General features: G+C 68.3%; 10 protein-coding genes. 4 read left to right on the top strand and 6 right to left on the bottom strand.

What is annotated here, in order from left to right; genetic code table 11:
- Positions 1-19 precede the first annotated feature (19 nt).
- A complete protein-coding gene (locus U3653_RS00750) occupies positions 20-907 on the top strand; it encodes an NRDE family protein (RefSeq protein WP_195080860.1) in 888 nt (295 codons plus the stop codon).
- A 68-nt stretch (positions 908-975) separates the two neighbouring features.
- Here U3653_RS00750 and U3653_RS00755 read toward each other — a convergent pair whose 3' ends face one another.
- The gene (locus tag U3653_RS00755) at positions 976-1689 is read right to left on the bottom strand and encodes a DUF8020 domain-containing protein (protein WP_195080861.1); all 714 of its coding nucleotides are present in this window, start codon (positions 1687-1689) and stop codon (positions 976-978) included.
- Between the two features lie 459 nt (positions 1690-2148).
- On the opposite strand from U3653_RS00755, the gene U3653_RS00760 reads away from it, so the two are divergent.
- Positions 2149-5301 carry a (Fe-S)-binding protein gene (locus U3653_RS00760; protein ID WP_195080862.1) on the top strand — a complete coding sequence of 1051 codons (3153 nt, stop codon included), beginning with the start codon at positions 2149-2151 and terminating at the stop codon, positions 5299-5301.
- Between the two features lie 100 nt (positions 5302-5401).
- On the opposite strand, the gene U3653_RS00765 is transcribed toward U3653_RS00760, so the two are convergent.
- The 5 genes from U3653_RS00765 to U3653_RS00785 form a co-directional block, all read right to left on the bottom strand.
- Positions 5402-6559, bottom strand: coding sequence for an FAD-dependent monooxygenase (locus U3653_RS00765; RefSeq protein WP_195080863.1), 1158 nt, complete (start codon positions 6557-6559; stop codon positions 5402-5404).
- A complete protein-coding gene (locus U3653_RS00770; RefSeq protein WP_195080864.1) occupies positions 6556-7032 on the bottom strand; it encodes a GbsR/MarR family transcriptional regulator in 477 nt (158 codons plus the stop codon). Before U3653_RS00770 ends, U3653_RS00765 begins: the two co-directional genes overlap by 4 nt.
- Before the next feature lie 130 nt (positions 7033-7162).
- Positions 7163-8311 (bottom strand): acyl-CoA dehydrogenase family protein, encoded by a 1149-nt coding sequence (locus U3653_RS00775; RefSeq protein ID WP_195080865.1) that lies wholly within the window; start codon positions 8309-8311, stop codon positions 7163-7165.
- Positions 8311-9540, bottom strand: a complete 1230-nt coding sequence (locus tag U3653_RS00780; RefSeq protein WP_195080866.1) for an acyl-CoA dehydrogenase family protein — start codon at positions 9538-9540, stop codon at positions 8311-8313. The genes U3653_RS00775 and U3653_RS00780 overlap by 1 nt, the downstream gene beginning before the upstream one ends.
- A 464-nt stretch (positions 9541-10004) precedes the next feature.
- On the bottom strand, positions 10005-10541 hold the full coding sequence (locus tag U3653_RS00785) for a YdcF family protein (protein WP_435406539.1): 537 nt from the start codon (positions 10539-10541) through the stop codon (positions 10005-10007).
- 135 nt (positions 10542-10676) lie between these two features.
- Between U3653_RS00785 and U3653_RS00790 the strand changes: the two genes are divergently transcribed.
- Positions 10677-11999, top strand: a complete 1323-nt coding sequence (locus U3653_RS00790) for a UDP-glucose dehydrogenase family protein (protein WP_195080869.1) — start codon at positions 10677-10679, stop codon at positions 11997-11999.
- A gap of 151 nt (positions 12000-12150) precedes the next feature.
- A complete protein-coding gene (locus U3653_RS00795) occupies positions 12151-13458 on the top strand; it encodes a DUF7159 family protein (RefSeq protein ID WP_323124685.1) in 1308 nt (435 codons plus the stop codon).
- The last annotated feature ends 8 nt before the right edge of the window (positions 13459-13466 follow it).

Here is a 13466-nt window from a genome sequence, read left to right on the forward strand (position 1 = left end):
GTCCGGCATCCTGGACCGCATGTGTTTGGTGTTGATCGGCTGGCGCGCGCATCCGGAGTACCGGTTGATCGTGGCCGCCAACCGGGACGAGTTCTACACCCGTCCGACCGAGTCCATGCGCTGGTGGCCGGAAGCGCCGGGTCTGCTCGCCGGACGCGACACCGGGGCCACCGGCCGGGCGGAGGGCGAGCCGCCGGGAACCTGGCTCGGCCTGAGCACGCATCCGCACGGTGACAATCGTTTCGCCGCCGTCACGAACGTGCGCGACCCCGCCGATCAACGATTCGATGCCCGTTCTCGTGGCGCGCTGCTGATGGACTTCCTGCGCGGCGCCGCCGATCGCGGCCGGGCGGGCGAGTTCCCGGGACCGGAGAAGTACGTGCTCGACGTCGCCGCCGCTCCCGACGACTACAACGGCTACAACCTGGTCGTCTCCGACCTGCGCACGCTGTGGTGGCACTCCAACCGCAGCGCCGCGGAACCACGCGAACTCGCGGCGGGCTTCCACGGGCTCTCCAACGGCACATTCGTCACCTCGACCGGCCCGGACCTAGGGGAAGCCGATCTGATCGCGCCACAGCCCATCTGGCCCAAGATACGGGCGGGCGTGGACGGGCTGCGCGAGGTCGTGCGCACCGAGCCGGGAGCGGTGGACCGCTACTTCGAAGTGCTGGCCGACCGCACCGAAGCCGCCGACGACGAGTTGCCGCACACCGGCGTCCCTTACGAGATGGAGCGGGCGCTGTCGGCCAGGTTCGTCGCGCACACCGTGCACGGCACCCGAGCGAGCACGGTGCTGATCGTCCGCGAGGACGGGACGTTCGAGATGGTCGAGCGCTCGTTCGGCCCGCTGGGCGAGGAACGGGGCGAGAACGTCGTGCGCGGCCTGCTGGATCTGACGGGATGAACGACGACGGCCCGCCCTCCGATGAGAGCGGGCCGCCGAGGATCTGACGAGCGGGTGGGACCGAAGGCCTACTTCGGCTTGTCCGCCCACTTGGTGGTGCCTTCCGGCGCCTGCAGCGTGTTCACCAGGTCGATGCCCGCGACGAGCAGAGCGGGACCGCCGATGGCGACCGTGCCGAGGATGCCGCCGATGCCGGCGCCCGCGATCGCGGCCGGGATGCAGCCGACGCCGAGGAACGGCAGACCGAGGATGCAGCCGATCACCGCGCCACCGATGACGCCGATGGCGGTGCCGAGGAAGCCGCCGACGGCGGTCGCGATGCCGAACTGGCTGGCGAACTCGTTCTGCGCGCGCTGGTTCTCGATCGGCGACGCGATCGGCTGCGCGACGACGTTCACCGCGTTGAGCGGCTTGTCCTTGGGCACGTTGACGTTGACGCCCTGCTCAGGCGTCAGCTCGAGCACCGTGTTGTCTTCCTTCACGACCGGCTTCACCGGGACGACGGTGTCGGCGACCTTGAAGGCGATCGGCAGCGTGAGGACCGCGTTGCCCTCCGAGTCCTTGATCCGGTAGACGTCGTCTTCCTTGACGTCCTCGGAGGACTTGGCCAGCTCGAACGTTCCCCCCTTGAGCGTCGTCACGACGGTCTTCTCCACCAGCTTGACCGAGTACCGGATCGGGTCGGGCGTAGCAGCGGCCGGCTCGGCATGGGCGGTCCCCAATCCGATGGTCATCGCACCGATGACCATCGCGGCCGCCGCGGTGGTTCTGCGGAGATTCAATTCAGTTTCCAATCCATCATCAGGTCGTACGTCACCACTGGTCTTCAGCACGCGAGAGCTCTGTACAGCAAATCCGGGTGGTCGGCTCCGGATCCTCCCCGAGCAGTGTGAAGACGGTCGCGGCAATCAGAACGTCGTGAGCCTAATAGAACGCCGCGTTTTAAGCGAGATCCCTTATCAGGACTGGGGACTAAGCCAATCCTTACCGACTGTACGGAATGCTTCGCCGTTTACGGTGGTGGTCGACCACTCGGCAGCGTGATCGGCAGAATTTACTGTGACATTGATCACAGGTAAATAGACGGTCAAGCCCCAGCATATGGGGCTATAGCCGAAAAGCCGATCGTACGATGGACATAGTTGTTACTGGCGGGTAACTTACTGCCGGTTAGGATACGAGCGAACCGAGACGGTAGCGGAACGAGCCGCACTCGGGTGCCTCTAAAGAAAGGTCGCGACATGAATGCCCTGACAGTGACGCTGGGCACGATTGGGGCGGCGCTCAGCCTCTTGTGTTGGGCGTCGTTCATCGGCGGCGTCCGCAATATCGCGCGCGCCATCATGGTCGGACAGCCTGCGCCGGACCGCTGGCGGCCCTTCTTCCCGCGCTTCAAGCAGATGCTCGTGGAGTTCATCGCGCACACGCGGATGAACAAGTTCCGCACCGTCGGCTGGGCGCACTGGCTGGTGATGATCGGCTTCATCGGCGGAGCCATGCTGTGGTTCGAGGCGTACGGGCAGACCTTCGACCCGGCGTTCCACTGGCCGATCATCGGCAACCTGGCGATCTACCACCTGTGGGACGAGATCCTCGGCATCGGCACCGTGGTCGGCATCCTGACGCTGATCGTCCTGCGCCAGCTCAACCACCCACGGGTGCCGGAGCGGTTGTCCCGGTTCAGCGGTTCCAAGTTCGGCCCGGCCTACGTCATCGAGGCGATCGTCCTGCTCGAGGGCCTCGGCATGATCTTCGTGAAGGCGGGCAAGATCGCCGCCTACGGCCACTCCGACCCGGCCACCGACTTCTTCACCATGCAGGTGGCCAAGCTGCTGCCCGCGAACACCACCATGGTTGCGCTGTTCGCCTTCGTGAAGCTGATGTCCGGCATGGCGTTCCTGTACTACGTCGGCCGCAACGTCACCTGGGGCGTTGCCTGGCACCGCTTCTCGGCGTTCTTCAACATCTACTTCAAGCGTGAGGAAGACGGCGGCGTCGCGCTGGGCGCGGCCAAGCCGATGATGTCCAAGGGCAAGCCGGTCGACATGGAGACCGCCGACCCGGACACCGACACCTTCGGCGCCGGCCGGATCGAGGACTTCTCCTGGAAGGGCTGGCTGGACTTCACCACCTGCACCGAGTGCGGTCGCTGCCAGTCGCAGTGCCCGGCCTGGAACACCGGCAAGCCGCTGTCGCCGAAGCTGCTGATCATGTCGCTGCGCGACCACGGGTACGCCAAGGCCCCCTACCTGCTGGCCGGTGGCCGCAAGGACCTGGGCGGCGAGGAGATCGGCCTGGTCGACGCCGAGGGCAACCCGAACGAGGCGAAGCTGGCCAAGATCTCCGAGGCCGCCAAGGCCGAGGCCGAGCGGCCGCTGGTCGGCGGCGCCGACGTCAACGGCATCATCGATCCCGAGGTGCTGTGGAGCTGCACCACCTGCGGCGCGTGCGTCGAGCAGTGCCCGGTGGACATCGAGCACGTCGACCACATCATCGACATGCGCCGCTACCAGGTGCTCATCGAGTCGGAGTTCCCCTCCGAGCTGGCGGGCCTGTTCAAGAACCTGGAGAACAAGGGCAACCCCTGGGGTCAGAACGCCAAGGACCGGCTCAACTGGATCAACGAGCTCGATTTCCAGATCCCGGTCTTCGGCCAGGACGCCGACAGCTTCGACGGCTACGAGTACCTGTTCTGGGTCGGCTGCGCGGGCGCCTACGAGGACCGCGCCAAGAAGACCACCAAGGCCGTCGCCGAGCTGCTGGCCACCGCCGGCGTGAAGTTCATGGTGCTCGGCGCCGAGGAGACCTGCACCGGCGACTCGGCTCGCCGCGCGGGCAACGAGTTCCTGTTCCAGCAGCTGGCCCAGCAGAACATCGAGCTGCTGAACTCGGTGTTCGACGGCGTCGATGACCGCAAGAAGAAGATCGTCGTCACCTGCGCGCACTGCTTCAACGCGCTGAACAACGAGTACCCGCAGGTCGGCGGCAGCTACGAGGTCGTGCACCACACCCAGCTGCTCAACCGCCTGGTGCGGCAGAAGCAGCTGATCCCGGTGAACTCGGTGTCGCAGAAGGTCACCTACCACGACCCCTGCTACCTGGGCCGCCACAACAAGATCTACAACGCGCCGCGTGAGCTGATGGCCGCGTCCGGCTCCAACCTGGTCGAGATGCCCCGCCACGGCGAGCGCTCGATGTGCTGCGGCGCCGGTGGCGCGCGGATGTGGATGGAAGAGCAGCTCGGCAAGCGCGTCAACATCGACCGCGTGGACGAGGCGCTGACCACCTCCCCGGCGAAGATCGCGACGGGCTGCCCGTTCTGCCGCGTGATGCTCACCGACGGCGTCACCGCGCGTCAGGAGAAGGGCGAGGGCGAAGGCGTCGAGGTGGTTGACGTCGCCCAGTTGATGCTGGACGCCATCGAACGCGTCGAGCCCGCGGTGCTCACCGAGAACCTGACCGTCATCCAGGAGCCCAAGGCGCCCGAGGCGGAGCCCGAGCCGGAACCCGAGCCCGAACCGGCCCCGGCCGCCGAGGCTCCCGCGCCGGCGAAGGCCGCGCCGAGCGGCGGCGGCCTGGCGATGAAGGGCCCCGCCAAGGCACCCGGTGGCGGCGGTCTTGCCATGAAGGGCCCGGCGAAGGCCCCCGGTGGCCTGGGCATGAAAGGCGCGGCCAAGGCGCCCGGCGCCAAGGCTCCCGCCGCCGAATCGGCGGAGACCGAAGCCACGCCGGCTCCCGCCGCTCCGGCCAAGGGTCTCGCCATGAAGGGTCCGGCGAAGGCGCCCGGTGGTCTGGGGATGAAGGGCGGAGCAAAGGCACCCGGTGCCAAGGCCACCGCTTCCCCCGCCGCCGAAGCTCCGGCCGAGGCTCCCGCAACCGAGGCTGCCGAGGCCAAGCCGGTCAAGGGCTTGGGTATGAAGGGCGGCGCGAAGGCGCCCGGTGGTGGTCTCGCCATGAAGGGCGCGGCCAAGGCACCTGGCGCGAAGGCTACGGCGGCTCCTGCGGCCGAGGCCGCGCCCGCCGAAGCGGCTGCGGAACCAGCCGAGGCGAAGTCGGCCGAAGCGGTTACGGAAACGGCCGAAACCGGCCCGACCGAGACCAAGCCGACGGTGCCCGCCAAGGGTCTGGCCATGAAGTCCGGCTTCAAGCGGCCCGGCCCCAAGGCCCCCGGCAAGGCGGCAGCGGCCCCGAAGGACGCGGCTCCCGCCGAACCGGCTCCCGCGGAGCAGGCTCCCGTCGCGGAAGCTTCCGCCACGCAGCCCGGACCCGCCGCCGAACCGGAGCAGTCCAACGGCGCGAGCGGCAACGGCGCACCCGAAGTCGCGCCGCCCACCGCCAAGCCGGGCGGTCTCGGCTTCAAGGCCGGTGCGAAGGCTCCGGGCCGCAAAAGCTGAGCCAGGATAGCGGAGAAGAGCCCGGGTACTCGAGGAGTACCCGGGCTCTTTCGTTCGCGCCGTATCCGGCGACCGGCACAGCTCATCGACGCGGGGTGCGCTACTCGCCTATCGCCGGAGGCGTCCAATCCCACAATCTGGCCGACTTCCGTCCGGCCACGCCGCGTCCGGCGAGGCGGGTCAGGCCGGTCGCCAGTCCGTAGACGAGGGCATTGGTGGACAGACTTATCGCGGGATCCTGGCGTGCCATGCGCTGCACCTGCTGTCCGCGTGGGCGGCGCAGCTGGTCGAAGCGGGCCAGCGCCGCCGGAACCGGGCCGTCGCGCAGCTCAGCGGCGAGCGCGGTCGCATCTTCGAGCGCCTGGCACGCGCCTTGGGCGAGGAATGGCGTCATCGCGTGCGCGGCGTCGCCGAGCAGCGCCACCCGGCCCTGGGCGAACGACGGCAAAGGATCGAGATCGAAGATGTCATGACACAGAATCGCCTCCGGTGGCGTCGCGGCCAGCAGAGCAGGGATCGGGTTGTGCCAGCTGCCCACCCGCCGACGCAGTTCCGCGAGATCGTTCCCGTAGCGGATCCCTGGTTCGGACTGCCGAACGGTGAGAAACCAGAACACCCGCCGATCGGTCAGCGGGTGGGCGCCGAAACGCGCACCTCGTCCCCAAGTCTGGAATCCTTCGATCGGCCATACCGAGCCCGGCTCGGTCACCCCGCGCCAACACAGAATGCGCTGAAAGACCGGATCGGAGTCGGCAAACAGGCCGCGTCGCACCCCGCTGTGGATGCCGTCCGCTCCCACGAGGACGTCCGCGGCGGCTCGGTGCGTTCCTTCCTCCGTCCGGTAGGTCACCGACACCTCTGATCCGGACTGCTCGAACCCGATGACCTCGGCTCCGGCACGTACGACGCCGGTGGGCAGATGGCCGAGCAACGCGCTGTGCAGATCAGCGCGATGATTGGCCAGCAGCGCGACGTCGCGCCCCGCCTCGTATCGCATCAGGTATCGGCCGGACGGAGTCCGCAGGGTCGCTCCGGCCTGCGTCGGCACCGAGACGGCGCGGAAGTCCGCTCCGACACCCAGCGCGTCCGCCGCACGCACGGCGTTCGGAGCGAACGACCAGCCCGCGCCGATCTCTCCCGCTCGCGCTCTCCGCTCCAGAACGGTCACCGCCCATCCGGACCGGTGTAGTCCGACGGCCGCGGCGAGTCCGCCGATCCCGCCTCCGGCGACGATCGCCGATCGGCCCTGCCCCGTCACCGGTCGCCGCTCTCGCGCGAAGGCAGCGGTTGTTCGCTCAACCGCTTCGCCATCCAGTCGTAGACGTCGTGCGCCGCCCGTAACCGCTCGGCCCGCGCGCTGCCGGGCCCCGCCAGTTCCATGCCCTGCGCGGCGACGTCGCGAAACAAGTGCAGACCCGCCACCCGCCGCTGCAGGACGGTGCTCCACGCGTCGTCGTCCATCCGGTAGAAGTGCGTGCGCTCACCGGGTTTCGTGCGCCGTCGTACGAAACCGGCATCGATGAGCACCCGCATGTTCGTGGCCAGCGACGCCCGGCTCGCTCCGATGGCCGCACCGATTTCGTCCGCCGATTGCTCGGCCGGATCACAGATCATCAACCATCCGAGGATGCGCCCCGAGATCGGCGGGATGCCGTATTCCGCCGTGCAGAACATCGCCACCCGCTCGACCCACTCCAGCACCTGCTCGTGGCCGGGGTCCCGATTCGCCATACTCACTCCGATTCACACATGTCTAGTTGATTCAGTATTTACTGAAACATATGGACATGGCAAGGCGCGGCCGAGCACGAGACCGGACGATGCGCGGGGCCGATAGCGACCCGCGCGCGCCGTCGTGCGACTATGGCCGGGTCAGTGCGGCGTAGCGTGCGAGATGTTCGTCCGTCGAGCCGAATTCGTGCTCGATCGCGGTAAGCCGCTTGAAGTAGTGGCCGATGGCCAGCTCTTCGGTCATGCCCATCGCGCCGTGCAGTTGCACGGCGTTCTGCCCGATGAAACGCGCCGCCCGCGCGACGGTGACCTTCGCCGCCGAGACGGCGCGGGCCCGGTCGTCGGCGGAGGCGCGCAGGGAATGGACGGCCAGGTGGACCGCCGCGATGGCCTGCTCCAGTTCGATGTACATGTCCACCATGCGATGCTGCAGCGCCTGGAAGCTGCCGATCGGCTGACCGAACTGCTCGCGCTGTTTGGCGTAGTCGATGGTGTCGGCCAGCACTTTGCGCATGCAGCCGACCGCTTCCGCGCAGATCGCGGCGGTCGCCTCCGCGACGGTCGGCTCGATGACGCTCCAACCGTCCGACTCCGTGCCCAGCAGCGCGTCGGCGGGCAGTCGCAAGTCGGTGAACACCAGATCGGCGGCCGTCCGGTCGTCGATGGTGCGGTAGGCGTGCACCTCGACGCCCGCGGGGGGAGCGCTCGCGTCGAATTCCAGCCGGAACAGCGAGATGCCCGCCTCGTCGCGGCGATCGCCGGACGTGCGCGCGGTGATCAGCAGATCGGTGGCCAGCGGCGCGCTGGTCACCACGGTCTTCTCGCCGTCGAGCACCCAGGCGTCGCCGTCGCGGCGGGCGGTGGTCGACACGTCGTGCAGCGTGGCTCCCGACGTCGGTTCCAGCGCGGCGAACGCGACGCGCGCGTCACCGGACACGATCCGGCGCAGCACGGCATCGGCCTGCTCGCCGCCGGAGCGCTCGAGCAATCCGGCGCCGAGCACCACCGTGTCCACGAACGGCTCGACCACCAGCGCGCGGCCGAGTTCCTCGGCGATCACCATGAGTTCGACGGGACCGCCGCCGGTGCCGTCCACCCGCTCGGGCAGGGTCGCGCCGAGAATGCCGAGTTCGTCGGCGAAGCCGCGCCAGACGGCGGGCTGCCAGCCCGCGTCCGATTTCGCCGCCGCACGGCTCTTCTCCAGGTCGTAGCGGGCGCCGAGGTATCCGGCGATCGCGGAGCGGAGCATTTCCTGCTCGTCTGTAAGCGTGAAGTCCATCAGAGTCCCAATGCTGCTTTGGCGAGGATGTTTCGCTGAATCTCGTTGCTGCCCGCGTAGATCGAGCCCGCTCGGTCGTTGAAGTACTTCAGCGGCGCGACGGCCTGCCAGTCCGCGCCGCTGTGGTAGCCGTCGGCGGGCGGCGTGTACTGGGCGATCGGGCCGCCCGGCTTGGTGGCGTGCGGCTGGTAGACGCGACCGCGCGGTCCCGCGACCTCCAGCGCCAACTCGGTGAGCTTCTGGCTGAGTTCGGTGCCGAGGATCTTGAGTGTGGAGGAGGCGGGGCCCGGGTTCTTCCCCTGCGCCATCGCGGAGATGGTGCGGTACTCCAGGATTTCCAGCACCTCGGTGCGGATCCGCAGATCGGCGAGCTTGGCCGCGAACACGCGGTCCTCGATCAGCGGGTTGCCGTCCGGGCCTGGCTGCCGCGCCGCGTTGGCGGCGATGTCCTGCGCCATGACCTGCAACCACGGCGCGGCCGCGCCACCTCGCTCGTGCACGAGCAGGTACTTCGCGACGGTCCACCCGTCGTCGATCCGGCCGAGCACATTGGCCTTCGGCACCCGCACGTTGTCGAAGAAGACCTGGTTCTGCACCTGCTCACCCGAGGTCATCACCAGCGGCCTGATCTCGATGCCCGGCGCGGTCATGTCGATCAGCAGGAACGTGATGCCCTGCTGTTTCTTACCCGTGCGCGAGGTGCGCACGAGGCAGAAGATCCAGTTGGCCTCGGTGGCGTGGGTGGTCCAGATCTTGCTGCCGGTGCACACGAAGTCCTCGCCGTCGTCGACGGCGGCCATGGTCAGCGCGGCCAAGTCCGATCCGGCCTCCGGCTCGGAGTAGCCCTGGCAGAAGAAGACCTCGCCGGTGAGGATGCGGGGCAGATAGAACGCCTTCTGCTCGGGGGTGCCGAACGCGATGATCGCAGGGGCCACCATCCTGATGCCCATCGGTGACAGCGCCGGCGCGCCGGCCAGCGCCGATTCCCGCTGGAAGATGTAGTGCTGGGTCAGGCTCCAGTCGCATCCGCCGTGCTCCACCGGCCACGCGGGCGCCGCCCAGCCGCGCTCGTGCAGGATGCGCTGCCATTCCATGCTCGCCTCATGGTCGGGATACACGCTCGTCGCCAAGCGCCCGGCCCGCCGCAACTCCGGCGTGAGCTTCGCGTCGAGGAATGCGCGCACCTCGTCCCGAAACGCCAGATCCTCCGCTGACCAGTCGTAATCCATCTGCCCTCCCAGAGGGTGTGCACCGTTGCTTCCGTGGCGACCATCCCGCCACCACGCGAGAGAATGTACGACCGTTTGTTTTACAGAGTCAAACTGACGTCATATGCCCGCAGACTCTTCACCAGGGGGCGAACCGACGGCACGGTGGCCGGACCCCAGCACAGGCCCGGCAACCGGTCCATCCGCGCCGAGCAATCGCCGCCGCACCTCAGCCGCAGGGACTGGATTCACCGATCTTGACCACCGACAGCACGGCCTCCCCCTCTCCGATCAACGTTCCCGGCCCGGGTGACTGCGCCACCACGATCCAGTTCCGATCCATCACCTGCATCCGGCCCTTCCCGGTCGCATCCTTCGAGCGCGAGGACCTCATCCGCGTTCACGCATCGACGGTCGATGCGCACGGGCATCAGATCGAGACGTCGATCACATTTGTTACTAGGCGCTATCAAAACGTCCGGCGTTCAGCAGTCCTCGAAGAATGCCTTCAGGTAGCCCACCGATTGGTAGACGTAGTCGTAAGCCCACCGGGGGACCGAGAGGGTGGGTTCGGGGTCGGTGAAGAGAAGTTCTCCGGCCCAGCACTTTTGCAGGACATAGCGGGCTCGGGAGATGTGCGGGGTGAAGGTTACGACGATGACGCGGTGCCAATTGTTGGCGCGGGCGAGGCGGGCGAGTTCGCGCCCCTCGCCGCGGGTGGTGCGGGGGGACGGGTCGAAGCAGAGCACCTCGAAGCTGTAGCCGCCGTGACAGATCCGGTTCAGCATGGCGCTGTGCTCATAGGGATTGGAGAACACCACCCGCGGCGCGTACCCCTCGCGCGCCAAGCGCAGGCCCAGCTGTTCGCGACCGTCGTGTGCTCCACCGAGAACGAGCACGGCGTCGGCCCGCGCGGGCGGATCGGTCCGCGGACGCACGTAGACCGGCCACAGCGCCACCGTGGCGACAACCACCGCCAGACCGGCGCCGAGCGCGGCAGAGACCAACCGACGACGTCGCACCATGCCGATGCTAGCCGGGCGTAACACCAGGTCACGGCGCCGGCCTCGGCCATGTAGCCGCATGTACATCTGCTGTTGCCCGGACCCTTGCCTCGCTGACGTGGCGTGTCCACCGGCGGGGCTTACCAATCGATCATGCGATGCACAGTCTTCGGAACCGGGTACCTCGGGGCCACGCACGCGGCGTGCATGGCCGAACTCGGGCACGACGTCATCGGAGTGGACGTGGACCCGGGCAAGGTCGCGAAGCTGTCCGACGGAGTGGTGCCGTTCTACGAACCGGGCCTGGAGGATGTGCTGCGCCGCAACCTCGACGCGGGCCGCCTGCGGTTCACCACCTCCTACGCCGAGGCGGCCGACCACGCGGACGTGCATTTCCTCGGCGTAGGCACGCCCCAGAAGAAGGGCGAGTACGCCGCCGACCTGAAATACGTGCGGGCGGTGGTGGATACGCTCGCCCCGCTGCTGGAACGTCCCTCGGTGATCATCGGCAAATCGACCGTTCCGGTCGGCACGGCGGCCGCGCTGGGAACTCGCGCTCGCGCACTGAGTTCCACCGACGTCGAAGTGGCGTGGAATCCGGAATTCCTCCGAGAAGGATTCGCGGTCAGGGACACTCTGCGGCCCGACCGGCTGGTTCTCGGCGTCGACCGCGACCGTGATGCCGCCGGGTGGGTCGAGGATCTGGTGCGCGAGGTCTACGCCGACCTCATCGCCGCCGAAGTCCCGTTCCTGCTGACCGACCTGGCCACAGCGGAATTGGTGAAGGTCTCCGCGAACGCCTTTCTGGCGACGAAGATCTCGTTCATCAACGCGGTGTCCGAAGTGTGCGAGGCGACCGGCGCCGATGTGACCATGCTGGCCGACGCCCTCGGCTATGACGCGCGCATCGGCCGTCGATTCCTCAACGCCGGACTTGGTTTCGGCGGCGGATGTCTGCCCAAGGATATCCGCGCGTTCATGGCCCGCTCCGGCGAACTCGGCGCCGACCACGCCGTCGCCTTCCTGCGCGAGGTGGACAACATCAACATGCGCCGCCGGACCAAGGTGGTCGACATGGCCGCTCGCGCCTGCGGCGGTTCACTGCTCGGGGCCAATGTCGCGGTGCTCGGCGCGGCGTTCAAACCCGAGTCCGACGACGTGCGCGACTCCCCCGCGCTGAACGTCGCGGGCATGATCCAGCTCCACGGAGCCGTGGTGACCGTCTACGATCCCAAGGCGCTGGAGAATTCGCGCCGAGTGTTCCCCACCCTGAACTACGCGACCTCGGTCATCGAGGCGTGCGACCGCGCCGACGTGGTGCTCGTGCTCACCGAGTGGGACGAATTCACCGCGCTGCGCCCCGGCGACCTCGACCGGGTGGTGCGTGCCCGCTCGATCATCGACGGCAGGAACTGTCTCAATCGTGCCACCTGGAGAGCAGCCGGATGGGTGTACGCGGGACTCGGCACACCGTAGAGTTGCGGGGCGAGGCGGGCTACTGCCAGACAGACGACCAGTCCTGCCTTAAGCACAGCTGATCGCCGACGGTAGGGTCCGTCCAGCGGGTCTCCGCCGACGGATGGTGCAGGCTCGCATGTCGTGCAGTGTGAAACGAGATGGGCAGCTGATGAGTTCGGTACTGGGAGTTTCGGTGGGGGCCGGCGCTGTCCGTATGGCGCGACCACACACCGCGAACCCCCACGGGCATGTCTCCCCGCATTCCTTCGATCTGCAGACCATTCCAGTCGTCGACCAGAGCGTGGAAGAGCTGGCTGCAGAGGCCATCGGCGTCACCCTGGAGGCCACGCCCGGTATCGGCGCCACCGCGATCGCCTACCGCAGTGAGCAGCACGCCCGCGCCATTCGCGCCGCCATGGCGCGCCAGCAGTTGACCAATTACGAACTCGTGCCGGAGATCGCGGCCGCGCTCGAATTCGCGCAGGCCACCGGCGATATCCGGGGCATCTCCTCGCTGGTCGTCTACGACCTGGGCAGTTCGGGCCTGACGGTGAGCGTGGTCGACACGCAGACCCGCGAGGTCAGGCACAGCGAGCGCACCAGCGACATCAGCGGCGACTATCTCGACTCGTTGATCCGGGAGCAGCAGATCGCCTCGGGGCGGATCGCGCACCCGCCGAACGCCGCGGGCCTGGCCGCGCTGGACGCGCTGTGCCGGGAGGCGAAGGAGCAGCTGACCACCAACACCGCGGTGGCGCTGCCGAGCGAGCAGGGTCTGGTCCTGCTCGCGCAGGAGAACTTCGAATCGCTGATCATGCTGGCCATCGAGTCGTCGGCGCGGATGGCGCGCGACGTGATCGTCCGTTCGGACCGCCCCGTACACGGCGTGCTCGCCATCGGCGGTTGCGCCAGGATCCCGCTGGTGGCCAAGGTGCTCGAACGCTGGATGGGCGTGCCCGTCATCGTGCCCGACAGCCCGGAGACCGTGATGGCGCGCGGCGCGGCGCTGCTGGCCAGACCGGTCCGCAAGGAGACGCCGACGGCGAGCGCCCTGCTGGACGACGAACTGTCACCCGCCTGGCTGTCGGCTCCGGCCCAGCGCGGCAAGCGCGAGATCAGCGGCGCGGTGCTGACCGTGAGCGCGCTGGCCGTGGTCGCCGCGATCGGACTCGGTCTCGGTTACGGACCGCAGGTGCTGGAACGCGATTCGCACACCAGCGAGGGATCGCCGTCGCTGTCGCCGACCACCACACCGCGCACCACCAGCTTGGACCCGCAGGTCGCGGTCGCGCCGGGCACCACGGAGTCACCCGCGCACGAATCCATCGCCGCGCCGCCGCCGAATCGCAGGCAGACCACCAGCGAGACGCCGCCGCCGCCCGGCCCGAACACCATCGTGGTGCCGGGCCTTCCGCCGATCGTGGTCCCCACGATCCCGCCGGAGGTCTTTCCCTTCCCTCCGCCGCCGCAGCGCTGAGCCGGGCG

This window comes from Nocardia implantans (genome assembly GCF_035544775.1).
Taxonomy (GTDB): domain Bacteria; phylum Actinomycetota; class Actinomycetes; order Mycobacteriales; family Mycobacteriaceae; genus Nocardia; species Nocardia implantans.